We start from the raw sequence: 24,349 nt of genomic DNA, 5'->3' as shown, positions 1-24,349 counted from the left end.
TATAATATGATTGATATTACCTTGTAATGTGATAATCTTCACATGTTTAGTATAGTCCAATTTATAAAAATACTACCCCTTACTTTAGGACATTAAACATGCCTAAACACCCAGATTTAATCCTGTTTCGTATCTTTCCCATGTCTTTCCCGTATGGACAAGTTCGGCCGTTTGCACAAGATACATCTATATACGCAGCAAAGAGCCCGCAGGATGCAAATACCTTTCCGGTATACATCTTTACGGGCTCTTGTATTTATTCTATACCAGTGCTTTAGCAGCTATATCCGTCCGCTGATGTTTGCCATCAAATCGGATACGCTCCGCCTCTGCGTAGGCTTTGTTTCTAGCTTCGGCAATATCTGCACCAAGGCCAACTACGCCCAGGATCCGTCCACCATTGGTGACCCAATCTCCTGCTTCACTACGCGCTGTACCTGCGTGGAATACCATGGCATCATCTACTTGATCCAGTCCTTCAATGACTACACCTTTGGCATAAGGACCCGGATACCCACCTGAAGCAAGCACCACACATACCGCGGATTCATCACTCCATTCAATTTCAATGTCTGCCAGCTTGCCATGAACGGTTGCCCAGAAGATATCGAACAGGTCACTCTTCAGACGTGGCAATACGACCTGTGTTTCCGGATCACCAAAACGTGCGTTAAACTCAATCGTTTTGGGTTTGCCATCCGGCGATATCATCAGACCGGCAAACAATACACCTTGGAATGGACGTCCCTCGGACACCATCGCTTTAGCCGTTGGTTTAATGATCGTCTCCACGGCTTCCTCAATAATAGAAGCAGGGATATGTGGCAATGGTGAATATGTACCCATACCGCCTGTGTTTGGCCCCTGGTCATTATCGAATACAGGTTTGTGATCCTGTGCTGCGGCCATCGGACGAACCGTCTCCCCATCGACAAAAGCCAGAATGGACATTTCCTGCCCTGCGAGGAATTCCTCGATGATCACTTTGGCTCCTGCATCACCAAATACCTTCTCCACCATGATGCTGCGAAGTGCCTGATCAGCCTCTTCACGCGAATAAGCTACCGTCACACCTTTGCCCGCTGCCAGTCCATCTGCCTTGATGACAACCGGAATTGCTTGCTCATTCAGATATGTTTGAGCCTGTTCGTAGTTGTCGAATTTTTCATAGGCTGCGGTTGGAATGTTATATTTGTGCAGCAGGTCCTTCATGAACGTTTTACTTCCTTCGATCTCTGCTGCATTACGACGGGGTCCGAATACCGGAATACCTGTCGAATCAAATGCATCCACGATCCCATCCGCCAGCGGATCATCCGGACCAATAACCACTAATCCCACTTTAAGCTCTACAGCAAGAGCCGTTAGTTTATCGAATTCATTTACCGCAATGGCATGACACTCAGCGAGCTGAGCAATACCTGCATTTCCCGGTGCACAGTGAATCTTGTCTACCTTTGGACTCTTAGCCAGTGCCCAGATGATTGCATGCTCCCGGCCACCGCCGCCTACTACCAGAATATCCATTCGTTCTGTTCCCCCTCCGTACATATCTGGATTTGTTACGCTAATGCGTGTTAAAAAACCTAAAAAAGAGGGGGTGTACCATAAGTCATAAGTATGACTGGCGACACCCCTTATTAAATCTTTTTTGCTCTAGTGTTTGAAGTGACGAATGCCTGTGAAGACCATGGCAATTCCATATTCATTGGCTACTTTGATGGATTCTTCATCTTTGATCGAACCACCAGGTTGAATTACCGCTGTAATTCCGGCTTTTGCTGCCAGTTCCAGCGTATCACCCATTGGGAAGAACGCATCGGATGCCAGAATAGCACCTTTTGCTTGCTCGCCAGCTTGCTCAATCGCAATTTTGGCTGCACCCACACGATTCATTTGTCCAGCGCCTACACCCACCGTCATGTCATTTGCAGCAAGTACAATCGCGTTGGATTTCACATGTTTAACTACTTTCCAGCCAAACAACAGCTGTTTCAGTTCTTCTTCCGATGGCGCACGATCGGTTACAACATTCAACTCGCTCGCTTCAATGGAGTGAACATCGGACTGTTGCACGATCATACCACCGTCGATGGACGTTACCACGAATTGGCTCTCCCGTTTACGAGCAGCATTCAATTCACCAGTTTTCAGCAAACGAATGTTTTTCTTCTTCGTCAGGATATCGAGTGCCTCTTGTGTAAAGTCAGGGGCAAGTACGATTTCCAGGAAAATCTCGCTCAATTTGCCTGCTGTATCACTATCGATAATGCGGTTCGCAGCCACGATGCCACCAAAGATAGACGTTGGATCTGCAGCATATGCCTTGCTGTAAGCTTCATAGATACTTGCACCAATACCTACGCCGCATGGGTTCATATGTTTAACCGCAACAACCGCCGGTTCTTCAAATTCTTTGACAATCTGCAATGCTGCGTTCGCATCGTTGATGTTATTGTAAGACAACTCTTTGCCATGCAATTGCTCGGCTGTTGTCAACGTATCTTGTGCAGCCAGCGGTTTGCGGTAGAATGCCGCCTGCTGGTGTGGATTTTCGCCGTAACGCAAATCCTGGAGTTTTTCGTAAGTAACCGTCAGACGCTCTGGCAACGGATCGCCGTTCAGGTTAGAGAGATAGTCAGAAATAACTGCATCGTAAGCCGCTGTATGGCGGAACACTTTTGCCGCAAGCCGTTTGCGTGTTTCGAGTGTGGTATCTCCATTACTGCGAACTTCTTCAAGCACCTTGCCGTAATCCGCTGTGTCAACAACAACACTGACAAAGGCATGGTTTTTGGCAGCAGAACGAAGCATCGTTGGACCACCGATATCGATGTTCTCGATTGCGTCTTCGTACGTCACATCCGGTTTGGCGATAGTATCTTGGAAGGGATACAGGTTTACGACAACGAGGTCAATATAACCCAATCCGTTCTCTTCCATCTGGCGCTTATGCTCTTCGCTGTCACGAACAGCCAGCAACCCACCATGAACTGCTGGATGCAATGTTTTAACACGTCCGTCCATGATTTCCGGGAACCCGGTCACATCCGAAATTCCGATGACAGGTACGCCTTCCTTCGACAACAGGCTGCTTGTACCTCCTGTCGAAATAATCTCCACACCCATTTGCGACAGCTCGCGGCAAAAGTCCACGATGCCTGTTTTATCCCATACGCTGACCAGCGCTCTTTTGATACTCACAATATGCTCCTCCTTTAATGTCCCATGGCTTCGCGTTTCCTGACGAAACACAGCCGATTTATTTCCCGAGAAATATCACAAAATGCGTACCAATATTCGACTTCTGTTATATAAGTGGAACTAAGATGTTTACACGGGACACTCCGATGACAGAACAACCTTCTAATCGCTGTTATCCCCAGATTTTTTGATTCCCTTTTCTTAAAGGGAAAATCCGGTGATAAAGGCGAACGCTTTGCTTTTTCAGGTTTTTTCTGTCCTCTCCGTTAATGTGTAAAAAAATTTCAACTTATATCAAACCGGTTTCTGTACTGTGACGTGACGTCCGTCTAATTGAACCAGACCTTGAGCGAACCAGGATACCACTTCAGGGTAAAGTTGCTGTTCGGCTGCATGGATGGAGCGGCTGATTGACTCAGGCGTATCCTCTGGCAAAATGGGAACCGGATGCTGGGCAATAATCGGCCCTGTATCCATGCCACCGTCCACAAAGTGCACCGTCACGCCTGTAACTTTCACGCCATATTCGAGAGCCTGTCCAATCGCATCCTTGCCTGCAAATGCTGGTAGCAAGGACGGATGAATATTAATCAACCGCCCTGCGTAACGATCTACCACAACCGAAGTCAACAATCTCATATATCCCGCAAGAACAACCAAGTCGATTTTTTTGGATTCAAGCACTTCCACGATCTCTGCCTCATAGGCTTCACGGGAAGCATAATTTTTTGGAGTAAACAGATGACAATCCACGCCTGCATCCTGTGCCCGCTGCACAACGCGTGCAGCCGGTTTATCACACACGAGCAGATCTACAGATGCATCCAACCCACCGTTCCGTACTGCATCGACCAATGACTGAAAGTTGGTCCCTTCACCCGAGGCAAATACAGCTATGCGGTAGTTCGCCATTAAACATCCGCTCCCGTGAAGGTTACTCGCGCATCTCCTTCAGTAACACGGCCAATGATGTACGCTTCTTCACCAGATGCTTTCAGTTGTTCCAGCGCTTCCGTTGCATCTGCTTCATTAACCACCAGTACAAGCCCAACACCCATGTTAAATGTGGTGAACATGTCACGGTTCGAGACAGCACCTTTTTCCTGTAACAGGTTGAAGATCGGCAGGATCGGCCAAGAGCCGTAGTCAATATCCACATTCACGTTGCTCGGCAACATACGTGGGATATTCTCGATGAAGCCACCACCTGTAATGTGTGCCATGCCTTTTACTTTTACCTTTTCCAGCAGGGACAACAGAGGTTTAACGTAGATCTTCGTAGGTTCCAGCAGGGAATCACCCAGCTTACCGCCCAGTTCCGCTACTTCATCATGCAGATCAAGTCCCGCATCTTCCAACAAAAGTCTGCGTACCAGCGAGAATCCGTTACTATGCACACCGCTGGAGGCCAGTCCAATCACTGTGTCGCCAGGGGCGATGGTTGTACCGTTGATGATCTTAGCTTTGTCTACGATACCCACCGTGAATCCGGCAATATCGTATTCGCCTTCACTGTACATGCCCGGCATCTCCGCCGTCTCGCCACCGATCAGCGCACAACCAGATTGATAACAGCCTTCAGCGATACCAGCAACAATAGCTTCGATCTTCTCAGGAATAACTTTGTCACATGCCAGATAGTCAAGGAAGAAGAGTGGTTCTGCACCCTGTACCACAATGTCGTTCACACACATCGCTACCGCGTCGATTCCGATGGTATCGTGACGGTCCATGGCAAATGCAATTTTCAGCTTGGTGCCTACGCCATCCGTACCGGATACAAGCACAGGCTCATCGTATTTATCTTTGTTCAAACCGAACAGGGCACCGAATCCACCCAGATCTGTCATCACTTCCGGACGGAAGGTACGCTTCACGTGTTTTTTCATCCGTTCAACCGCTTCATTACCTGCCGCGATATCGACGCCGGCCTTTTTATATGCTTCAGACAAGTGGAATCATCTCCTTTTTTTTCGCCCCACCTAAATCCTCCCGCCCGGGAGGACCCCATAGGACCTTGGCAGGCCCTCTGGACACCCGCCAAAAAAGCGGTGCAGAGGTGGCTGGTGTGATCTTGCTATGGTTGATTCGTGCGTGATCTCGCGGGATTGTTCGCCGATTCCGTTGGCTGCAAGCCATCGGTCAGCGAACCCCGCTCAGCTACGCTGCGGGCAAGTCCGCTGGGCAGCTGCTTCGCCTGGCTGCCTAGCCCCTGTTGCTCCGCAAAGCGGGGCTTGAGGGCTAACAGCTGCAGCCGAATTTTTCTTCGCCACCAAAGTCGAGGCGGGTTGGGTAATCATTATCAAAACATGCGAGGCAAAGCCCGCCTTTGGGATCATCCTGATTATCTCCCTGAATCGATGCTATCAGTCCATCCGGACTGAGGAACGACAGGGAATCCGCATTGATTTCACGGCAGATTTCTTCCACCGACAGCTGTGAGGCGATCAATTCACGGCTGTCCGGTGTATCGATGCCATAGAAACACGGGTTTTTGAAAGGTGGTGATGTAATGCGTACATGGACTTCGGTAGCTCCTGCATCACGCAGCATGTTAACGATCCGACGGGAGGTTGTTCCCCGTACAATGGAGTCGTCAATCATAACCACACGTTTTCCTTCCACAACGCGACGCACAGCGCTCAGCTTCATCTTCACGCCCTGCTCCCGCAATTCCTGGCTTGGCTGGATAAACGTACGTCCAGTGTATTTATTTTTGATCATACCCATCTCATACGGAATGCCTGTCTGTTCAGCGTATCCAATCGCCGCCGAGATGCTGGAATCTGGTACCCCCGTAACCAAGTCCGCATCCACAAACGACTCAATCGCCATCCGGCTTCCCATCCGTTTACGGGCAGCATGCTGATTCGCACCATTCATATCACTATCCGGACGAGCAAAATAAATATATTCCATCGCACATAATGCCTTGCGGTGTTTGTGATGATCAAAGCGATCTTCGTGCAGACCATCTGCATCAAGCACGAGCAGTTCACCCGGTTCAATATCACGAATTAACTCTGCGCCGATTGTTTCCAGTGCACACGTCTCGGATGCAAACAGATACGCATCTCCCAGCTTACCCATCGTCAGCGGACGAAGTCCGTGCGGATCGGAAGCCACGAGCAGCTTGTCATTGGTCATGATCAGAAATGCATAACCGCCCACAATGCGCTGGAATGCCTCTTTTGCCGCTTCCACAAGCCCTTTGGAGGATCGTGCAATCAGATGCGCAATGACCTCGGTATCACTCGTTGTTTGGAAAATGGAACCGCTCTGCTCCAGCTCACGCCGGATCGTTGGTGCATTCACGATGTTTCCGTTGGTCGCTACTGCCAAATCGCCATCACGGTATTTAAATACCAGTGGCTGTGCGTTCGTCAGTTTACTGTCACCACTTGTTGAATACCGGACATGTCCAATGGAAATATCCCCGGTTAACGTCTGCATCAGGTCTTTGGTGAACACTTCTTTCACCAGACCCATGCCGCGATGATAGTTAAACTGGCTGCCATCACTCACACACATGCCTGCACTTTCTTCGCCCCGATGTTGCAACGCATGCAGTCCATAATAGGAGAGCGAAGCCGCGTCAGGGTGTCTGAACACCCCGAACACACCGCATTCTTCCTTCAATTTGTCGAGTCCTTCCTTGCCGGACCCTTCATTATAATAATCGCCTGTCCACAACGGTCCTGTCGTCAGTTCATGAGACATGGAATCGCATCCTCCCAGACCTGAGCCAAACCTCCTACAGGTTCGCTCACGGCTGATGTTCCGTTCAATTCAATCGTCAGGTTACTTCCTTCTACACGTCCAATCACAGCTACAGGTACACCGCGCTCACGTACAAATGCTTCAAGTTTACCCGCTTTCTCTGGCGTAGCCGACAACAAGATACGGGATTGACTCTCACTGAACAGGGCGTGATCTGCACGCAGTGCAGTCTCCACATTCACCTGTGCTCCTACGTTACCGCTGATACAAGACTCTGCGAGTGCAACAGCCAAGCCGCCTTCAGACAAGTCATGTGCAGAGCGAACGAGACCAGATTGAATAGCTTCCAGCACCGTGCTGAGCAACGCTTTTTCCGTTTGCAAATTCAGTTCTGGCGGACGACCTTCCGTCTGACCATGAACCGCATATTGCAGCTCGCTGCCACCCAGTTCAGCTTTTGTTTCACCGAGGAGGATGATGACATCACCTTCGGATTTGAATGCTTGTGTCGTGATATGATCCGTATCATGAACGAGACCTACCATACCGACAACTGGCGTTGGATAGATGGAGCCTTTGGCGTTTTCGTTATACAGACTTACGTTACCACCGATAACCGGCGTATCCAGCACACGGCAAGCTTCTGCCATACCGTCTACCGCTTTCTCCATTTGCCAGAAAATATCCGGCTTCTCCGGGTTACCGAAGTTCAGGTTGTCCGTGATCGCCAGTGGCTCAGCACCAGAACATACAATGTTACGCGCTGCTTCACTTACGGCAATCCGTCCACCAACTTCAGGATCAAGGTACACATAACGTCCATTACAGTCTGTTGTCATTGCGAGACCTTTGCGTGTGCCACGAATCGTAACTACGGCTGCATCCGAACCAGGACGAACGGCAGTGCTTGTACGCACCATGTAATCGTATTGATCATACACCCATTTTTTACTCGCTACGGTTGGTGAAGCCAGCACTTGTTTCAGCGCTCCGCCGAGATCCGACACTTCGTCGTAACGAAGCGTGTCGATGGAAGCACTTTGCTCGTAGTATGCAGGTACAGAAGAAGGTTTGTCATAGACTGGACATTCGTCAACCAGTGCCGTTACTGGCATATCTCCAACCACTTCGCCGTGGTGGATCAATTTCAGACGACCATCATCCGTTACTTTACCAACTTTGGCACAGATTACGCCCCAACGTTCAAAGATTTCCATCGCCTGTGCCTCATCCTTCGGCTCAACGACGAACAACATGCGTTCTTGGGACTCAGACAACATCATCTCGTAAGGCGTCATGCCTTCTTCACGTTGTGGTACCTGATCCAGATACAATTCCAGACCGTTACCCGCTTTACTTGCCATCTCTGCACTCGAACATGTCAGACCCGCAGCACCCATATCCTGAATTCCGAGCACGATGCCCGTGTCGATCAATTCCAGACAAGATTCCATTACCAGTTTCTCCATAAACGGGTCACCGACCTGAACCGCTGTCCGTTGGGACTCGGATTCTTCCGTCAGTTCAACCGATGCAAAGGTTGCTCCATGAATACCATCTCGGCCTGTTGGTGGCCCTACATAATAAACCGGGTTCCCTACACCTTTAGCTACGCCGCGCTGAATTTTGTCATGATCAATCAGACCCACACACATCGCGTTAACCAGCGGATTGCCTTCATAGCTCTCATCAAACATCACTTCGCCTGCAACGGTAGGAATACCGATACAGTTCCCGTATCCAGCGATACCTGCTACAACATGTTCGAACAAATATTTAACACGATCGCTCTCCAGCTTGCCAAAACGAAGGGAGTTCAGCAATGCAACCGGTCTTGCGCCCATGGAGAAAATATCACGGATAATGCCGCCCACACCTGTTGCCGCACCTTGATAAGGCTCAACCGCGGAAGGATGGTTATGGCTTTCAATTTTGAATACAACAGCCTGGTTATCACCGATATCCACGATACCGGCACCTTCACCAGGTCCCATCAGGACACGTGGTCCAGTGGTTGGGAAACGGCGCAGCAATGGCTTGGAGTTTTTATAAGCACAGTGCTCGGACCACATTACACTGAACACACCAATTTCCGTGTAGTTTGGCTTGCGCCCCATGAACTCACAGATCAGCTCATACTCGCTGTCAGATACGCCCATTTGTGCGTAAAGTTTATGTTCTGCGACCTGTTCTGCTGTTGGTTCCTTAGCGGATAGCTGCTGCGTCATGCCGATCCCTCCATGCTTTCAAAATAGATGTAAACATACGTTTGCCGTCTTCCGAACCAAACAGTGAATCCACTGCACGCTCTGGATGCGGCATCATGCCGACCACGTTGCCAGCCTCGTTACAGACGCCTGCAATATCACCCAGAGAACCGTTCGGGTTGGTACCATACGTAAATACGATCTGGTTGTTCGCTTGCAGACTCGCGAGCGTCTCCTCGTCGCAATAATAGTTGCCTTCACCGTGAGCAATCGGGATGATAATCTCTTCGCCGGGTGCATAGTCACGGGTAAATGGTGTATCTGCATTCGCCACTTTCAATACCGTATCGTGACAACGGAATTTCAGGGAAGTGTTACGGATCAATGCACCTGGAAGCAGTCCCGCTTCGGTCAGGATCTGGAATCCATTGCAAATACCCAAAATATATTTACCTTGTTCAGCAGCTTTCGCTACCTCGTTCATTACCGGTGCAAAGCGGGAAATCGCTCCGCAACGCAGGTAGTCACCATAAGAGAAACCACCCGGAACTAAAATACAATCATAAGCCGATAGATCTGTAGCCGTGTGCCATACATAATCAACCTCTTGTCCAATCGCATCTTCCACTGCCTTGTAACAGTCGATGTCGCAGTTGGAGCCAGGGAACACAAGAACTGCAAATTTCATGAGATTAACCCTCCAATTCGTAGCGGTAATCTTCAACAACGGTGTTGGCCAGCAGCTTTTCACACATGACTTTCAATCGTTTCTCCGCTTCCGCACGATCTGTTGTATCCAGGTTCAGTTCCATGACTTTACCGATCCGTACACTTTCCACTTCGTTGAATCCCATTGAATGCAGGGCTCCTTGAACAGCTACGCCTTGCGGGTCGAGTACGCTTTGCTTAATAGTGACATATACGGTTGCTTTGATCATGATCCTTATGTTCCTCCTCAGTAATGAACGGGATAAATGCTTTACGCTGTTAAAAAAGTTACTTTTGGTGCTTGCTCCGGGGCGGATTGTTCTTCCGGTCGCTTGTTGTCCCCAGGTTTTTTGATTGTTTTGAACCGCTATGCGGTCAAAACCCGGGGACAAAGGCGAATGCTATCGCTCCTTTAAGAACAATTCCGCCCCTCCGCTAGTCCATGCGACGTTTTTTAAAGGCCTAAACCTTTTACGTTGCACGGGGTGCAATAGTCGAGACTGACCATTACGTGAAACCAGTGAATGGTCTTTAAGTTACTTTAGTAATTAGTAAATTTAATTCTCTTAATTTTTCAGGCTTCCCCTACCTGTGGGAAGCCACCGCTCTTAATTGCCTCACCCACCAGTTTGAACACTGGCGGAGGGAAAGATTTGAGCTGGAGAAGCGGAGCGTTCGCCTTTGCAACCGGAATGTTTCCTTTTGAAAAAAGGATTCCAATCAGAACATTCCGGGGGCAACAGCGATCGAAAGCCAAACTTTCCCGCAGCCCACCTCAAACGTTAAACTTTATTATTTCGTTAAACGATTATAAATATCGACGTATCTTGCGGTTGTTGCTTCAACTACCGCTTGTGGGAGTGGATCAGGTTTGCTGTTCTTGTCCCAATCGGTTCCAGCGAGATAGGTGCGCACTGGCTCTTTATCCATGCTGTCGATCTCGATGTCTAGTTCATAATTCTCTTTGGCCCAGAAACGTGAAGCATCTGGAGTGAAGATTTCGTCAATCAGGATGACCTTGCCATCCACGATGCCGAACTCGAATTTGCAGTCTGCGAGAATGATGCCACGCTGATCACAGTAATCGCGAGCGAATTCGTACAGTCGCAGGCTTTTTTCCTGAAGCTCCATTGCAAGTCCGTCTCCCACCAGTTCTTTCATGCGATCCATTGAGATGTCCTCGTCGTGCCCTACATCATTTTTGGCAGCCGGGGTGAAGATGGGAACTTCGAGCTTGGCGTTCTTGCGCAGTCCTTCAGGCAGTTTAATGCCATTCACTTCACCGCTCGTTTCGTACTGTCTCCATCCACCACCAGTGATGTATCCACGCACGACACATTCAATATCAATGCGTTCTGCTTTGCGGGTTACCATGATGCGGTCTTTGAGCAATTCAGGGTCTGTGATCAGGTCACCCAGTTGATTCACATCGGTATGAACCACGTGATTGTCCATCATGCTACCTGTCAGTTCAAACCAGAAGCTGCTGAGTTTGTTCAGTACGTTTCCTTTCTCGGGAACTGCCGGGTCCAGCACATAATCAAATGCCGAGATTCGGTCGGTAACCACGATTAGAAAATGTTCACCCAGATCGTACAATTCACGTACTTTTCCTTTATATAACAGAGGTGCTTTAACGAGATCTGCCGCAGTGGACAGTGCCATGGGCTCACCTTCTTTCAGGAGATGTAAGGCTAAGATCAGAATCCTGATGGTGCGGACTCCACTCCGATGACAGAACAATCTTCCGATCGCTGTTATCCCCAGATTTTTTGATACCACTTTTTCAAAGTGAAAATCCGGGGATAAAGGCGAACGCTTTGCTTCTTCAGCTTATTTCTGTCCTCTGCGTTCAAGCGCTGAACCATCATTCTGTGCTATAGCCTTATGGAAGTTATATATTAGTCGTTCAGACCGAGCTTTTTGAAGATGGTGTCTACGTGCTTCAGATGCCATGACGGGTTGAACGCATCTGCGATTTCCTCTTCGTTCAGTACTTCCGTGATTTCCGGTGTGGATTTCACGATATCCTGGAACTGACGTTGTTCTTCCCATGCTTGCATCGCACGTGGTTGAACCGTATCGTATGCTTGCTCGCGGCTGAAACCTTTGTCGATCAGCTTTGTCATGATGCGACCGGAGAATGGTACCCCGTAGGTACGCTCCATGTTGCGTTTCATGTTTTCAGGGAATACCGTCAGGTTCTTCACGATGTTGCCAAAACGGTTCAGCATGTAGTTCAGCAGCATCGTTGCATCTGGCAGAATGATACGTTCTACGGAAGAGTGCGAGATGTCGCGTTCATGCCAGAGTGTTACGTTCTCGTATGCCGATACCATATGTCCGCGAATGACGCGGGACAGGCCGGAGATGTTTTCGCTACCGATCGGGTTACGCTTGTGCGGCATCGCGGAAGATCCTTTTTGACCTTTAGCAAAAGCTTCTTCCACTTCACGGAATTCACTCTTCTGCAGTGCACGTACCTCTGTAGCAAACTTGTCCAGGGACGTTGCGATCAACGCCAGTGTAGCCATATACTCCGCGTGACGGTCACGTTGCAATGTTTGAGTCGAGATCGGCGCAGGTTTCGTGCCCAGCTTCTCGCATACAAACTCTTCAACAAACGGATCGATGTTCGCGTACGTTCCTACTGCACCTGAGATTTTTCCGTATTGTACATTGTCTGCTGCATGACGGAAACGCTCCAGGTTCCGTTTCATCTCTTCATGCCACAATGCCATCTTCAGTCCAAATGTCGTTGGCTCTGCATGCACGCCGTGCGTACGTCCCATCATTGGTGTGTGCTGATAAGCCAGTGCTTTTTCACGAAGAATTTCAATGAAATTTACGATATCCTTTTCCAAAATCTCATTCGCTTGACGCAGTACATAACCCAGAGCCGTATCCACGACATCCGTGGAAGTCAGACCGTAGTGCACCCATTTCCGCTCTGCACCCAGACTTTCAGATACCGTGCGTGTAAATGCGATAACGTCATGACGTGTTTCCTTTTCAATCTCATAGATACGGTCGATGTCAAAAGATGCGTTCTGACGAAGCAATGCTGCTTCTTCCTTAGGGATAACACCCAGTTCAGCCCACGCCTCACATGCACAAATTTCAACTTCCAGCCACGATTGGAATTTGTTCTCTTCGGTCCAGATGGCTCTCATTTCGGGTCTGCTATAACGTTCAATCATGAATTTGTATTCCTCCAGAGGTTAGTTTGTTCAATCCATTGCAATCCTTCTTCAACATCCTGACAGAGCAGATTCACATGCCCCATCTTACGTCCTGTTTTCGCTTCGGTTTTACCATATATGTGAAGCTTGGGAATCACACCGAGCTCTATCGCTTCTGCATCAGGTTGCCCTGTTCTGGCGATAATGCCTTCCAGATGTTCTCCAAGCACATTGACCATAACAACCGGACTCAATAACGAAGTGTCCCCAAGTGGTAATCCGCAGATCGCACGGATATGTTGTTCGAACTGGGAAGTCGCACAAGCTTCCATCGTATAGTGACCGGAATTATGTGGTCTTGGCGCCAGTTCGTTGACGTACAGTCTTCCATCCGCAGCTACAAACAGTTCCACAGCAAGTAATCCAACAGCCTTCATTGATTCTGCCACCGCTGCTGCCAGCTTTTGCGCTTCAATCTGGATGTCTGCGGCAACTCTAACCGGTACAATTGAAGCATGCAAAATGTTATTCACATGAATGTTCTCCGCTGGCGGGAACGTTTTGATCTCCCCATTTGTACTACGCGCTACAACGACCGATATCTCGCATGAAAACTTGATGAATTGTTCCAGCACCAGTTCCGCACCTGTAGCTGCAAGCTCTTCATATGCGGCAACCGCCCCACTCGCTTCCCGAATTACACGCTGGCCTTTGCCATCGTAGCCTCCAGTCACCGTCTTCAGTACACATGGCACTCCAAGTTCGCTAACAGCAGCAAGCATCGTATCCGCACTTGTGATCTCACGATAAGGCGCGACTCTTACTCCAGCAGCTTCGATTGCACGTTTTTCACGCAACCGATGTTGTGTGGTGTACAGTAACGCACTTCCTTGCGGAACGTAAGACTCACGCTCGAGCAGCCCAGCGACTTCTGCATCCACATTTTCGAACTCATACGTAATGACATCGCATTGCCGAGCCAGTTCAAGTGCAGCTTTGGCATCGTCATAACCAGCTTCAATCTGACGAGCAACTTGACCACAAGGTGCATCCGCAGCCGGATCAAGAGTAACGAATCGATACCCCATTGCCGTTCCTGCGAGCGTCATCATCCGTCCGAGCTGTCCGCCCCCTAGAATGCCGATGGTTGTTTTCCCTGGCAGCAGGACATTTTTCAGCTCTCCTGTTATACCGGATTGGTTCCCTGTACTACTCATAGTTCTTCACTGCTTTCGAGTACTTCTTGTTTGATGCGCTCTCGGCGAGCTTCAGAGCGACGTTGGACATCCGGGTCAAAAGCACCGATCATTTGAGCTGCCAGCAATCCTGCATTGGTTGCCCCTGCCTTGCCAATCGCCACAGTTGCGACGGGAATACCACCAGGCATCTGAACAATGGACAACAAGGAATCGAGACCGTTCAATGCTTTGGATTGAACGGGAACGCCAATGACTGGAAGCATCGTTTTGGCGGCAACCATACCGGGTAGATGTGCTGCCCCGCCTGCCCCTGCAATGATCACCTTGAATCCTCGATCAATTGCTTGCTCTGCGTATTCAAACATCAAATCCGGTGTACGATGGGCGGAGACCACCTTTTTCTCATAACCAATCTCCAGCTCGTCTAGCACCTCGCACGCATGTTTCATCGTTTCCCAATCCGACTTGCTGCCCATAATTACAGCGACTTGCAGTGACATGAATACATCCAACTCCCGTCTGAGCTTTTTTGATTACATCTGGTATTAATGAATTCATTTTACGTGTGAAATGAAAAAATCCGCTACCCGCGAAAACATCACATTTTCTCCGGACACCGGACTCCAAGAAATACGTATCCCTCATTTGGGCATGCCAAAAGGGGGCTTGCTGTCCGCATCTGGTTGCATGCGACTCTCAGCCGTATCTCCTCGTAGTCCGGAAATTTACGGTTCCCGGGTAGATACTTCCGGGCCCTATTCCCGGCGTTATACGAGCAAATATCTATCAAACTATTTTCGTTCATTTTGGTAATCTCTTATTACACATTTCGTTCCTACTCGACCTTATTCTTACCTGATCGACACATCTAACATTCTAACAATCCCCTACAGCTAATGTCAACTTAAAGACGAACATTTAACATATTGACAAATATAATGTTCGGGAATTGCTTCATTAAATTCGGTTAGCCATCCATTTCATCCCATAAAAGAAAGCCGGCTCCTCTTCAATCTCTCGAAGACAACCGGCTTCCTGCTTTTCAGTGCGTACACACTTTATCCATTATTTTACGATCAGTACTGGAACCTGAGCATGCTGCACCACATTGTGACTGACACTACCCAGGACAAATTCCCGAATACCACCCAGTCCGCGGCTACCAATAATAATGATATCAGAATCATTTTCTTTGGCAAAATCAAGCAATACTTCCGCTGCCGCTCCTTGAATCAGATCCACATTGGCCGTTACACCAGCAGCCTGAATTCGCTCTTTTGCTTCATCTGTCGTCTGTACCGCCAGATTGTAGTAGTCATTATTAAGTGAAGGTGGCAGTGGAGCCAACCCCTCACCGATGAATACACGCGGGAAATCAAAAGCATGAATGACATCCAGTACTGCATTTGGGGACACTTTAGCTAGCTCAATCGCACGATCAAGTGCTTTATTTGAAGCTTTGGAACCATCATAAGCCACTAATATTTTGGAAAATAACATGTGAATCCCGTCCCTTCCTTTATATGTAGAGCACGCGAAGCAAGCTTCGGTCTGACATGTAATTAACTAACAGAACCATATAACTCCTTAAACGTTCCGCAGCCACAATGAACCATTTATACGAATGAATTTACATATGAAACCCTACTATGAACGGTTACGCATGTGTTCCATGCATTCATTGAATAAAGTAACCATAGATTACCGCATTCAGGAACAACAACAACGGAATACCAATGGTGAAGCTGGGATGTTTGGTCTTATGCCTTTTCCGATACATCGCGATCCAGACTCCCAAAGCACCGCCAATAAACGCAAGCAAGAATAACGTCCGTTCGGGTGTACGGTCACGACGCTGTTGTGCACGCCTCTTATCATCCGACATCACCAGATAACCAACTACATTAATAAATAAAAACCACAATATAAGTCCGGTTTGCATATAATTCTAGCGATCCCCCTGTCCCGGGACATCTCCCTGTCTCCATTATAGTCCTCATTAGAGACATGTTCAACGCACCGGGTAGGGAACCGGAAATTGGTGCATAAACGCTACCTCACTCTGACTTAGGACTCCTGTTTTGGAATTCCGTTCAGGCTTGGTGCTCTTTTGGCTGCTTTGTCCGGGCGCACAGCGATACTCTCTTCCCGAATACTGTCTTTGTTTTGCTGGTTATGGATTTTCTCTGGTTTGTTATGCGGCATATAGGTATCACCTCCTTGGCTTACGTTGCCTGAAAACGGAGGATCTTATACGACTTCACATAGATGAGTAGAGAAAAGTTATAATCAGTCCCTTTGGAGTAAATGAGTACATCATTCGCATAGCTCGTACCGCACGAAGTATTACCTCAACTACCCTCAAGCGTGTTACTCTCCCTTTTTCTCCATAGCCGCCTTCAGCAGTTCACCCAGATTGGAACCGATGGACTCCTGCTTAGCATACTGTTTCACCAGCTTTTGCTGATCGCGTTTGTTCACATGCTGTTTGTCCTTATCCAATGTTTCTGTAATACCACAAGGAAGACATTGTACGTATAACCCCGCCTTACCTTCTTTGATTTCCATCTTTTTGTGGCACTGGGCACAACGTCGGTTGGACAGTCTCTTCTCTGCCGAACGACGATATCCACAGTCCTCGGTAGGACATACAAGGAATTTACCGCGCTTGCCCTTCTTCTCCAGTAATCGTGCGTTACAGTCCGGGCAATGGCTATTGGACACATTATGTGGCTTGTAGTCTGCTTTGCTGCCTTTTACCGTAGACACCAGCTCTTTCGCCATGGATCGGATACTATCCAGAAACGGTCCGGGTTTCCCTTGCCCACGAGCGATGCGTTCCAACTCAGCCTCCCAGCGAGCAGTCAGATCCGGTGTACGAAGCTGCGGGGCAGCCAGTTCAATCAACTGTTTCCCTTTGCCGGTTGGATGCATGCTGTTGCCTTGACGATCTATTGTATCGGAACTGACCAGCTTCTCGATAATATCTGCCCGTGTAGCGGGCGTCCCGAGTCCATGCTTTTCCATCTGAGAAAGCAAAGCGGCTTCGGTATACCGTTTGGGCGGCATCGTCCGTCCACTTTTAATATGGCAACGCTGAACCGTCACGGACTGTCCTTGCTGCACATCTGGCAAAAGCGCACGCTCATGATCTGCTGCATCGTCAGCCTGGTCATCGTCATCATCACTGTAATCGCCGCCGTATACTTCACGCCATCCACTTTCTTTCACCGTTGTACCTTTGACATGGAAGGAATCATTCCCCACTTGAACCGTGATCGCAACCGAATCGTACTTCGCTGCTGGATAGAACAGGCTGATAAAACGACGTACGATCAGATCGTACAATTTGCGTTCCTCCGGGTTCAATTGATTCAGAAGCAGCGTTTGCTCCGTGGGGATAATTGCATGGTGATCAGTCACTTTACTGTCATCCACAATACGTTTGGTGATATTCAGATTTTTGCGCAGCAATGGACGTGCCAAAGACGCATAAGGTCCAATAGCCACACTGTCCAGACGTTCTTTCAATGTAGCTGTCATATCGGAAGTCAGGTACCTGCTGTCCGTACGTGGGTACGTTACAAGTTTGTGCTGTTCATACAGACGTTGCAGGACATTTGATGTTTGCTTTGCAGAGAAACCATATTTCCGGTTGGCATCCCGTTGCAGTTCCGTCAGGTCATATGCCAGTGGATGTGGCTCCACCTTCTCGCTTTTCTTCACTTGGGCAATCGTGCCCTTGCGTCCATCTACCCGTTTCTTTAATTCCTGAGTTTCTTGAGGGTTGAAGATTCGCGAATCTCCTCCAGCCGCCCGCCACACAGCCTGAAAACCTCCCAAATCTGCCGTTAACGTCTCATACTCCTGCGAGCGGAAACCATTAATTTCATTTTCTCTATCCATAATCATGCCCAAGGTCGGCGTTTGGACCCGTCCAGCAGACAACTGCGCATTGAAACGAACGGTTAACGCACGGGTCACGTTAAGTCCAATCATCCAGTCGGCCTCCGCACGGCAACGTGCAGATTCATAAAGACGGTCGAACTGACTGCCTGGCTTCAGCGAAGCAAATCCGTCTTTGATCGCCTTATCTGTTTGGGATGAGATCCACAGGCGTTTAAAAGGTTTTTTCCACCCCGCCATCTGCATGATCCAACGGGCCAGCAATTCTCCCTCACGTGCTGCATCCGTAGCAATGACAAGCTCACCCACATCCTGACGCTTCATCAACTGCTGCACGGCTTTATATTGATGGTTGGTTTCTTTAAGTACCTTCAGTTTCGTACGATCTGGCAGAATGGGCAGGTCCTCCAGATTCCATGTTGCATACTTCTTGTCGTAATCCTCCGGTTCAGCTAATCCAACCAGATGTCCAAGCGCCCAGGTAACGATATATTTCGGGCCTTCCATGTAACTTTTATGTTTATCACGCGCCCCCATGACTCTAGCTATTTCGCGTGCTACAGATGGTTTTTCTGCGAGTACCAATGTCTTCACTTCATATCTCTTCCTCTCTGGTAGAACGTTATGTCTCTTTTATCCCTATCTTTTCATTATATCATTTCATGCTAAAGGTATGCTCTGTCATCTCTACCTCCTAATCTACCTGCATCCTGTAACCTCATGTTTAATCAACATATCGAATTGATGTTATATTTCTTCACATTAAAATATGTAATAGTTTTTCTGAGTACATGTAAACAGAAGAATGAATAAGCATTAACACTGTACAGTATTGATGTATACGTTTTTTTGGATAAATATAAACATTGTAAGATTACCTGACATAACTATACAATGTGTCAAAAGCATAGAAACAGAATCGCTGCTAACACACATCAATGAGACACAGGAAGGGAGCGTGGATGCATGACTTATCATGGATCTGTATTGAAAAAAAGTGGGGCTTTGTTACTGGCAGGAGCTGTTGTTGCCACAACATGGGGAGGAACGGTGCCTTCGGCATCAGCCGCAACGGCAACGCCCACGAGTAAAACAACAGTTGCTGCGGTATCTAAAGGCAAAGCGCCTGTTACTCCGGCAGCATTTGTTCAGGCCATGGAAGAAGCGGCTACACTTGCAGGTGTTCCTTTTACCATGGACAAGCTCTCCGGCACAACCGTACAACGTAAAGATGCTGCGGTCGCCCTGCAACAATGGCTCAAGCTGGATTCGACTACCGAATCATTCAAGGATGTTCCTGATGAAGCCACTTTCGCAGGTGCTGTTGGTGCATTGAACACTGCCGGATTGATGAAAGGCTATACGGAATCACTCTTCCTTCCAAACGCTGTACTTACCGAGAATGACCTCTCCATACTGAAAGACCGCATTTATAACTACATAAAACCGTTTGTCCTGGAGGAAGCAACCATTATGGATCTCCAGGCCGCAATGACGCAAGGAAAACTGACATCAAAAGAACTGGTTCAGAAATATCTGGACCGCATTGAAAAATACGATGATCAAGGTGTAAGCATCAACGCGGTATTAACCCTGAACCCGGATGCACTCCAAATTGCGGAGCAATTGGATGAAGAACGTGCAGCTCAAGGTGCTCGTGGACCTCTGCATGGCGTTCCGATTCTGGTGAAAGACAATTTCGATACCAACGATATGCCGACAACCGCAGGCTGTATCTGTCTGAAAGATTCAGTCCCTGCTCACGATGCTGAACAAGTGAAAAAACTCAAAGCAGCTGGCGCCATTATTTTGGGCAAAACAAACCTGCATGAATTCGCATTTGGCATCACAACATCCAGCTCATTGGGCGGACAAACATTGAACCCATACGCTCTGGACCACTATCCAGGTGGCTCAAGCGGCGGAACAGGTGCCGCCATTGCATCTAACTTTGCCGCAGCCGGCATGGGTACAGACACTGGCGGTTCGATCCGAATCCCTTCCAGCTTCAACAGCCTTGTGGGTATCCGCCCAACCATCGGACTGTCCAGCCGTGAAGGCATTATCCCATTGGCTTTGACACAGGATGTAGGTGGACCTATGGCTCGTACAGTTAGTGACGCTGCAATCATGTTGGATGCTACAGCCGGATATGATAAAAAGGACGTCGCTACAGCTTACGCGGTTGGAAAAATCCCTTCCAGCTATACAGACTTCTTGGATGTTAACGGACTGAAAGGTGCACGCATCGGTGTGGCCACAGAACTCATCCCAAGTACCAAAGCTGAAGAAAAAGCCGTTGCTGACGTCATCAACAAAGCTGTAGAAGAACTGAAGTCACTTGGCGCTACCGCAGTTCCAATTTCTATCCCGAACTTGGCTGAGATCAACAAATACCCAAGCCTTAGTGGATATGAATTCAAGTTCCAGCTGAATGACTATCTGGAGTCATTGGGTGCAGATGCTCCATATCACACTCTGTCCGAGATCATTGCTTCCGGAGAGTTTGATAAGTCACAAGAACAATCCATGAAGACTCGAGATGCACGCCAAACCCTCGAGACTACGGAATACAAGGACATCGTCCTGAAACGTACCCAAGTTACACGTGAGTCCCTGCTGAAAGTTATGGCAGATAATAAGCTGGATGCCATCATCTATCCTACGTCCACACAAGCCGCTGGTGTTATTGGCGAAGGGCAAAACTCCGGTGGTAACAACCGATTGAGTCCATTCTCCGGCTTCCCGGCGATCACGGTCCCTGCTGGTTTCACAACCGATGGTTTGCCTGTAGGCATGGAATTCCTAGGTCGTGCCTTTGATGAAGGAACCTTGATCAAGCTGGCTTACAGCTACGAACAAGGAACTCATCACCGCCAAGCGCCTAAGCTTACGCCGTAAAATATTTATGGGATTAAGCAATTCCAGTTAACACAAAAAATAGATGCAATCATATCACTTTTTTGAAACGAGTTAACCTACTAAAGAGACCACCCTCTTCATGACTGCATGAAGTTTGGGTGGTCTCTTTTTTTTCTCTATTTATTTTTGTGTTGCATACCGTCGTTTGTTACTCATTCCTGAACCTTGTCAGGCACGCCCCATTTCAGCACCAGACCTGCGTACGTCAGACCACCACCAAAGCCAAAGAGAGCTACGCTCTGTCCTTCTTTCAATTTCCCTTCATCCACTGCAAGCTGTAAAGCAAGCGGAATGGAAGCAGCAGATGTGTTCCCACGATACTCCACACTGGTTAAGGTTCGTTCCAAAGGAACCGGACCACGTTCGCAAACAGCCTCAATCATTCTCATATTGGCACTATGCGGGACAAACCAGTCAATCTGGTCAGGGCTTAATTCAGCTTTCGTTATCAGCTTATCCAATTGCTCTGGGATCGTCCGTACAGCCCACTTATAAATCTCTCGCCCATTCTGAACAAGGCATCCCTCACCCTGTAAAGGCACACCATTCATCTCAGAAGACAAGCCACTCTTATAGAGATGTACACCGCCTTCTCCATGTGTACCTGATATGGCTGCCATAAAGTCACCTTCAGCACCCGATGATCTCTCCACCAAGAAGGCCCCCGCTCCATCACCAAACAGGACACAAGTCGTGCGGTCTGTGTAATCTGTAATTTTGGATAATGTCTCTGCTCCAATAACCAGTACTTTGCGGTACATTCCACTGGTCACCAGACTGTCGGCTAGCTGTAGTCCGTAGGTAAAACCTGCGCATGCAGCATTTAAATCCAGTACGCCCGTGTGTGGGATCTTAAGATTAGCCTGTACTCTGGATGCCGTACTTGGGAAAGCATATTCAGGTGTACTTGTAGCCACAAGGATCATATCCACATCTTCTACACTTACATCATAACGACGTATCATATCTTCTACAGCCTTCGTGGCCAGGTCAGATACAAATTGATCTTCAGCTGCAATTCGCCGTTCTCTCATGCCTGTACGTTGCACAATCCATTCGTCACTTGTCTCGACTAATTTCTCCAGATCAGCATTCGTTAATATTCGATCCGGTACATACGTCCCCATTGCCGTGATGGTTGCCTTTGATTGATGCTTCATACCGGTAGTCACCTCACTTGTTTTTTTACCATTATAGCACTAAGTCTTAGTACTTGGTACTAATTTTTTTTATAATCTTTACTCGATTTATACTTGGAATCAGCATTACTTTTATCTGCGTGAAGAGATGTTTCTGAACCATTACCCTATTTACGAGCTTTCTATAGACACTTAGTCCTTATATAAGGGTTACATCAGTCGAATTAAGAATTTCAAGTTAAGGTGAACCTCAATAACGGGGACGGCAGATTGACATTTCTGCTAGCTACGTTTGAAGAAACGGATACAAAATCACATAAAAAAAACAGGTTGTCGCAATATTGACAACCTGTTCCATAATTATAATAGTGGGGTTATGAACTTCACTTCCGGGAACCGACTATTGGGTCCGTTCATTAAGATTCCGCCCTTTTCTTTCAGATACATATCAAAGAAATCCAGCATATAGGAATTAATAATGAAATTCGCTCTATCGGGCGCAACCTTCCCTGTAATACCCAGAATTTTGAAAATTGGAGAAATGAACTGCACGTCTGTAAAATTTAAATGCTCCGCATTATCGATATATAGAACTTGTCCCCCTGCGGCAACTGTTTTACGCATCCGATCAAGCTCCAACTTTTTGTCTTTTCTTTCTTGATCCACCCACTCTCTTGTATTACCCATACGTTCAAGTTCAGCATCCGTGTAGACTCGGTGATCGATCAACATTTTTAATTTTTCGTATACACTTTCCGAGTTCATGAACAAAATCGGCTTCCGCAAGCCCTCTTTGTCATGCAGACCATAAAGTCCTCCATCAAGGTCTATCCCAGCTGTTATTCGTGGATCGTAAGAAGCATCATAGGCCGTCGCTCCTCCAATGGAATGACCGAACACTCCGATATGCCCCAGATCCACCCTCCCTTTTAGCTGACTTGGAATTTCCCCCGATTGGATCAGTTCGAATTGGTCCAGCGCAAACACCACATCATCGGTTAACACTTTTCCCAACTCGTCACGTTGTTCTCTTTCTGTTCTATAATCATGTTCGGGTGAAAACAAATCGCTGGTTGTATTGGTCGTGATTTGACCATCCGGAAACTCGGTTGCAAATGTATTATAGGTGTGGTCGATCACTGCCACGATATATCCATGACTCGCAAGATTTTCGGCTTGTGACGTGTGAAGAAACCTGGAGGAACCAAAGCCGGGATTTGCAAGAATCAATGGGTACGAGGCCTGAGCCGATGAGACTTCAGTCGCCAAGTAAGCATGACTGGATACATACTTCAGGTGTTGAAACGTAAACCCGGGAAGGCCATAACTCTCCGCCATATAAGATAAGATTCGGGGAGTAGGGATAAACGGAGTATACTTTCCAGTACCAGCTTCAGCCGGATACCATACCTGAATCATCAATTCTCTCTTGCCTGTCTCTGATTTCCCGAATGTCTCCTCCCGGTTTGGATCGACGAAATGAAAGACTTGCGTGCCTACTTTTAACTTGCCAGTTGGTGCTGGAAGGTCAAAAACCGGAAACACATAGTGGAAACAGACTGTGGCAATCAGCCCAATTGCAATAAAAAGGGGAGCAAGTACTCTAGGAATTCGGGAGACTGGCCGCACGCCTTTCTGCGTTCGAACAACTTTTATAAGAGAAAACATAAACATCAGGGTCGCAAATCCGTATAAAAATACAAGCTGAATCCTGTATCCTTCAACAAGCAAATGTATCACTAAAAAAATGAATCCGACTCCGCTTGTCAGGAGCAAAGCTGTTCTTCGTATACGTTGATTGGGAATGAACAACAATGCCAATAAACAAACACTTGAGAAGAATAATAAAATTTCAATAAACCTCACGCCAACTCCCCCTGAAAATCAACCCCATCGATGGATAGGGTTAGTATACAGGAGCCACTAGATTGATTGTATTGATCTAACTTACAATTGCCTTACAACTGTGTAAGTTAAGTGAGAGGGCAATAATAAGAAAAAGCCCAACAAATGTGAGCTGTTCCTCTTTCATAAATCAAATTAGATAAAAAAAGACACACTCGATAACATCAAGTGTGTCTTCTATTGCTTGGCGGCGTCCTACTCTCCCAGGACCCTGCGGTCCAAGTACCATCGGCGCTAGAGGGCTTAACGGTCGTGTT

The 24,349-nt window shown here is 47.8% G+C and carries 19 protein-coding genes and 1 riboswitch; of the genes, 1 reads left to right on the top strand and 18 read right to left on the bottom strand.

Features of this window, described 5'->3' with window-relative positions; translation table 11 throughout:
* Nucleotides 1–261: 261 nt before the first annotated feature.
* The 16 genes from purD to BLS69_RS29355 form a co-directional block, all read right to left on the bottom strand.
* Nucleotides 262–1,527: a phosphoribosylamine--glycine ligase gene (gene purD / locus BLS69_RS29430; RefSeq protein WP_091038790.1), complete on the bottom strand. Its 1,266-nt coding sequence runs from the start codon at nt 1,525–1,527 to the stop codon at nt 262–264.
* A gap of 129 nt (nt 1,528–1,656) precedes the next feature.
* The gene (gene purH / locus BLS69_RS29425) at nt 1,657–3,204 is read right to left on the bottom strand and encodes a bifunctional phosphoribosylaminoimidazolecarboxamide formyltransferase/IMP cyclohydrolase (RefSeq protein WP_091038788.1); all 1,548 of its coding nucleotides are present in this window, start codon (nt 3,202–3,204) and stop codon (nt 1,657–1,659) included.
* A 294-nt stretch (nt 3,205–3,498) separates the two neighbouring features.
* Nucleotides 3,499–4,116, bottom strand: coding sequence for a phosphoribosylglycinamide formyltransferase (gene purN, locus BLS69_RS29420; protein WP_091038786.1), 618 nt, complete (start codon nt 4,114–4,116; stop codon nt 3,499–3,501).
* Nucleotides 4,116–5,156 (bottom strand): phosphoribosylformylglycinamidine cyclo-ligase, encoded by a 1,041-nt coding sequence (purM, locus tag BLS69_RS29415; protein WP_091038784.1) that lies wholly within the window; start codon nt 5,154–5,156, stop codon nt 4,116–4,118. Before purM ends, purN begins: the two co-directional genes overlap by 1 nt.
* 289 nt (nt 5,157–5,445) lie before the next feature.
* Nucleotides 5,446–6,924, bottom strand: coding sequence for an amidophosphoribosyltransferase (gene purF / locus BLS69_RS29410; RefSeq protein WP_091038782.1), 1,479 nt, complete (start codon nt 6,922–6,924; stop codon nt 5,446–5,448).
* Nucleotides 6,909–9,152 (bottom strand): phosphoribosylformylglycinamidine synthase subunit PurL, encoded by a 2,244-nt coding sequence (purL, locus tag BLS69_RS29405; RefSeq protein WP_091038780.1) that lies wholly within the window; start codon nt 9,150–9,152, stop codon nt 6,909–6,911. The genes purF and purL overlap by 16 nt, the downstream gene beginning before the upstream one ends.
* Nucleotides 9,130–9,819, bottom strand: a complete 690-nt coding sequence (purQ, locus tag BLS69_RS29400) for a phosphoribosylformylglycinamidine synthase subunit PurQ (RefSeq protein WP_036606071.1) — start codon at nt 9,817–9,819, stop codon at nt 9,130–9,132. The genes purL and purQ overlap by 23 nt, the downstream gene beginning before the upstream one ends.
* Nucleotides 9,820–9,823: 4 nt before the next feature.
* Nucleotides 9,824–10,069: a phosphoribosylformylglycinamidine synthase subunit PurS gene (gene purS, locus BLS69_RS29395; protein WP_017690695.1), complete on the bottom strand. Its 246-nt coding sequence runs from the start codon at nt 10,067–10,069 to the stop codon at nt 9,824–9,826.
* A gap of 562 nt (nt 10,070–10,631) precedes the next feature.
* Entirely contained in the window at nt 10,632–11,504 is an 873-nt protein-coding gene (locus BLS69_RS29385; protein WP_091038777.1) for a phosphoribosylaminoimidazolesuccinocarboxamide synthase, read from the bottom strand.
* A 236-nt stretch (nt 11,505–11,740) separates the two neighbouring features.
* Entirely contained in the window at nt 11,741–13,039 is a 1,299-nt protein-coding gene (gene purB, locus BLS69_RS29380) for an adenylosuccinate lyase (protein WP_036668399.1), read from the bottom strand.
* Nucleotides 13,036–14,238 carry a 5-(carboxyamino)imidazole ribonucleotide synthase gene (purK, locus tag BLS69_RS29375; protein ID WP_091038775.1) on the bottom strand — a complete coding sequence of 401 codons (1,203 nt, stop codon included), beginning with the start codon at nt 14,236–14,238 and terminating at the stop codon, nt 13,036–13,038. The genes purB and purK overlap by 4 nt, the downstream gene beginning before the upstream one ends.
* Nucleotides 14,235–14,720: a 5-(carboxyamino)imidazole ribonucleotide mutase gene (gene purE / locus BLS69_RS29370; protein WP_017690699.1), complete on the bottom strand. Its 486-nt coding sequence runs from the start codon at nt 14,718–14,720 to the stop codon at nt 14,235–14,237. The genes purK and purE overlap by 4 nt, the downstream gene beginning before the upstream one ends.
* A 193-nt stretch (nt 14,721–14,913) precedes the next feature.
* A riboswitch (purine riboswitch) is annotated at nt 14,914–15,015 on the bottom strand.
* Nucleotides 15,016–15,285: 270 nt separating this feature from the next.
* Complete coding sequence (locus BLS69_RS29365) at nt 15,286–15,720, bottom strand: universal stress protein (RefSeq protein WP_047840488.1); 435 nt, start codon at nt 15,718–15,720, stop codon at nt 15,286–15,288.
* Between the two features lie 178 nt (nt 15,721–15,898).
* Nucleotides 15,899–16,162 carry a DUF1294 domain-containing protein gene (locus tag BLS69_RS29360; protein ID WP_017690702.1) on the bottom strand — a complete coding sequence of 88 codons (264 nt, stop codon included), beginning with the start codon at nt 16,160–16,162 and terminating at the stop codon, nt 15,899–15,901.
* 125 nt (nt 16,163–16,287) lie between these two features.
* The gene (locus BLS69_RS32355; protein WP_017690703.1) at nt 16,288–16,425 is read right to left on the bottom strand and encodes a hypothetical protein; all 138 of its coding nucleotides are present in this window, start codon (nt 16,423–16,425) and stop codon (nt 16,288–16,290) included.
* Nucleotides 16,426–16,590: 165 nt separating this feature from the next.
* Nucleotides 16,591–18,720: a DNA topoisomerase III gene (locus tag BLS69_RS29355; RefSeq protein WP_091038773.1), complete on the bottom strand. Its 2,130-nt coding sequence runs from the start codon at nt 18,718–18,720 to the stop codon at nt 16,591–16,593.
* Between the two features lie 372 nt (nt 18,721–19,092).
* Here BLS69_RS29355 and BLS69_RS29350 point away from each other — a divergent pair, with 372 nt between their 5' ends.
* Nucleotides 19,093–21,027 carry an amidase family protein gene (locus BLS69_RS29350; protein ID WP_091038772.1) on the top strand — a complete coding sequence of 645 codons (1,935 nt, stop codon included), beginning with the start codon at nt 19,093–19,095 and terminating at the stop codon, nt 21,025–21,027.
* 173 nt (nt 21,028–21,200) lie between these two features.
* On the opposite strand, the gene BLS69_RS29345 is transcribed toward BLS69_RS29350, so the two are convergent.
* A complete protein-coding gene (locus BLS69_RS29345; protein WP_091038771.1) occupies nt 21,201–22,208 on the bottom strand; it encodes a ketoacyl-ACP synthase III in 1,008 nt (335 codons plus the stop codon).
* Nucleotides 22,209–22,547: 339 nt separating this feature from the next.
* Complete coding sequence (locus BLS69_RS29340) at nt 22,548–24,053, bottom strand: alpha/beta hydrolase family protein (protein ID WP_091038770.1); 1,506 nt, start codon at nt 24,051–24,053, stop codon at nt 22,548–22,550.
* Between the last annotated feature and the right edge of the window lie 296 nt (nt 24,054–24,349).

This window comes from Paenibacillus sp. CF095, assembly GCF_900101225.1.
Taxonomy (GTDB): Bacteria; Bacillota; Bacilli; order Paenibacillales; family Paenibacillaceae; genus Paenibacillus.
The sequence above is the reverse complement of the archived record's forward strand: the minus strand, read 5'-3'. Positions and strand labels throughout refer to the sequence as shown.

What these genes read in the sequence shown, in the direction of transcription:
- purD (WP_091038790.1), bottom strand. Translation starts at nt 1,527, where the DNA reads ATGGATATTCTGGTAGTAGGCGGCGGTGGCCGGGAGCATGCAATCATC.
- purN (WP_091038786.1), bottom strand. Translation starts at nt 4,116, where the DNA reads ATGGCGAACTACCGCATAGCTGTATTTGCCTCGGGTGAAGGGACCAAC.
- purF (WP_091038782.1), bottom strand. Translation starts at nt 6,924, where the DNA reads ATGTCTCATGAACTGACGACAGGACCGTTGTGGACAGGCGATTATTAT.
- purL (WP_091038780.1), bottom strand. Translation starts at nt 9,152, where the DNA reads ATGACGCAGCAGCTATCCGCTAAGGAACCAACAGCAGAACAGGTCGCA.
- purQ (WP_036606071.1), bottom strand. Translation starts at nt 9,819, where the DNA reads ATGAAATTTGCAGTTCTTGTGTTCCCTGGCTCCAACTGCGACATCGAC.
- purS (WP_017690695.1), bottom strand. Translation starts at nt 10,069, where the DNA reads ATGATCAAAGCAACCGTATATGTCACTATTAAGCAAAGCGTACTCGAC.
- BLS69_RS29385 (WP_091038777.1), bottom strand. Translation starts at nt 11,504, where the DNA reads ATGGCACTGTCCACTGCGGCAGATCTCGTTAAAGCACCTCTGTTATAT.
- purB (WP_036668399.1), bottom strand. Translation starts at nt 13,039, where the DNA reads ATGATTGAACGTTATAGCAGACCCGAAATGAGAGCCATCTGGACCGAA.
- purK (WP_091038775.1), bottom strand. Translation starts at nt 14,238, where the DNA reads ATGAGTAGTACAGGGAACCAATCCGGTATAACAGGAGAGCTGAAAAAT.
- purE (WP_017690699.1), bottom strand. Translation starts at nt 14,720, where the DNA reads ATGTCACTGCAAGTCGCTGTAATTATGGGCAGCAAGTCGGATTGGGAA.
- BLS69_RS29365 (WP_047840488.1), bottom strand. Translation starts at nt 15,720, where the DNA reads ATGTTATTTTCCAAAATATTAGTGGCTTATGATGGTTCCAAAGCTTCA.
- BLS69_RS29360 (WP_017690702.1), bottom strand. Translation starts at nt 16,162, where the DNA reads ATGCAAACCGGACTTATATTGTGGTTTTTATTTATTAATGTAGTTGGT.
- BLS69_RS32355 (WP_017690703.1), bottom strand. Translation starts at nt 16,425, where the DNA reads ATGCCGCATAACAAACCAGAGAAAATCCATAACCAGCAAAACAAAGAC.
- BLS69_RS29350 (WP_091038772.1), top strand. Translation starts at nt 19,093, where the DNA reads ATGACTTATCATGGATCTGTATTGAAAAAAAGTGGGGCTTTGTTACTG.
- BLS69_RS29345 (WP_091038771.1), bottom strand. Translation starts at nt 22,208, where the DNA reads ATGAAGCATCAATCAAAGGCAACCATCACGGCAATGGGGACGTATGTA.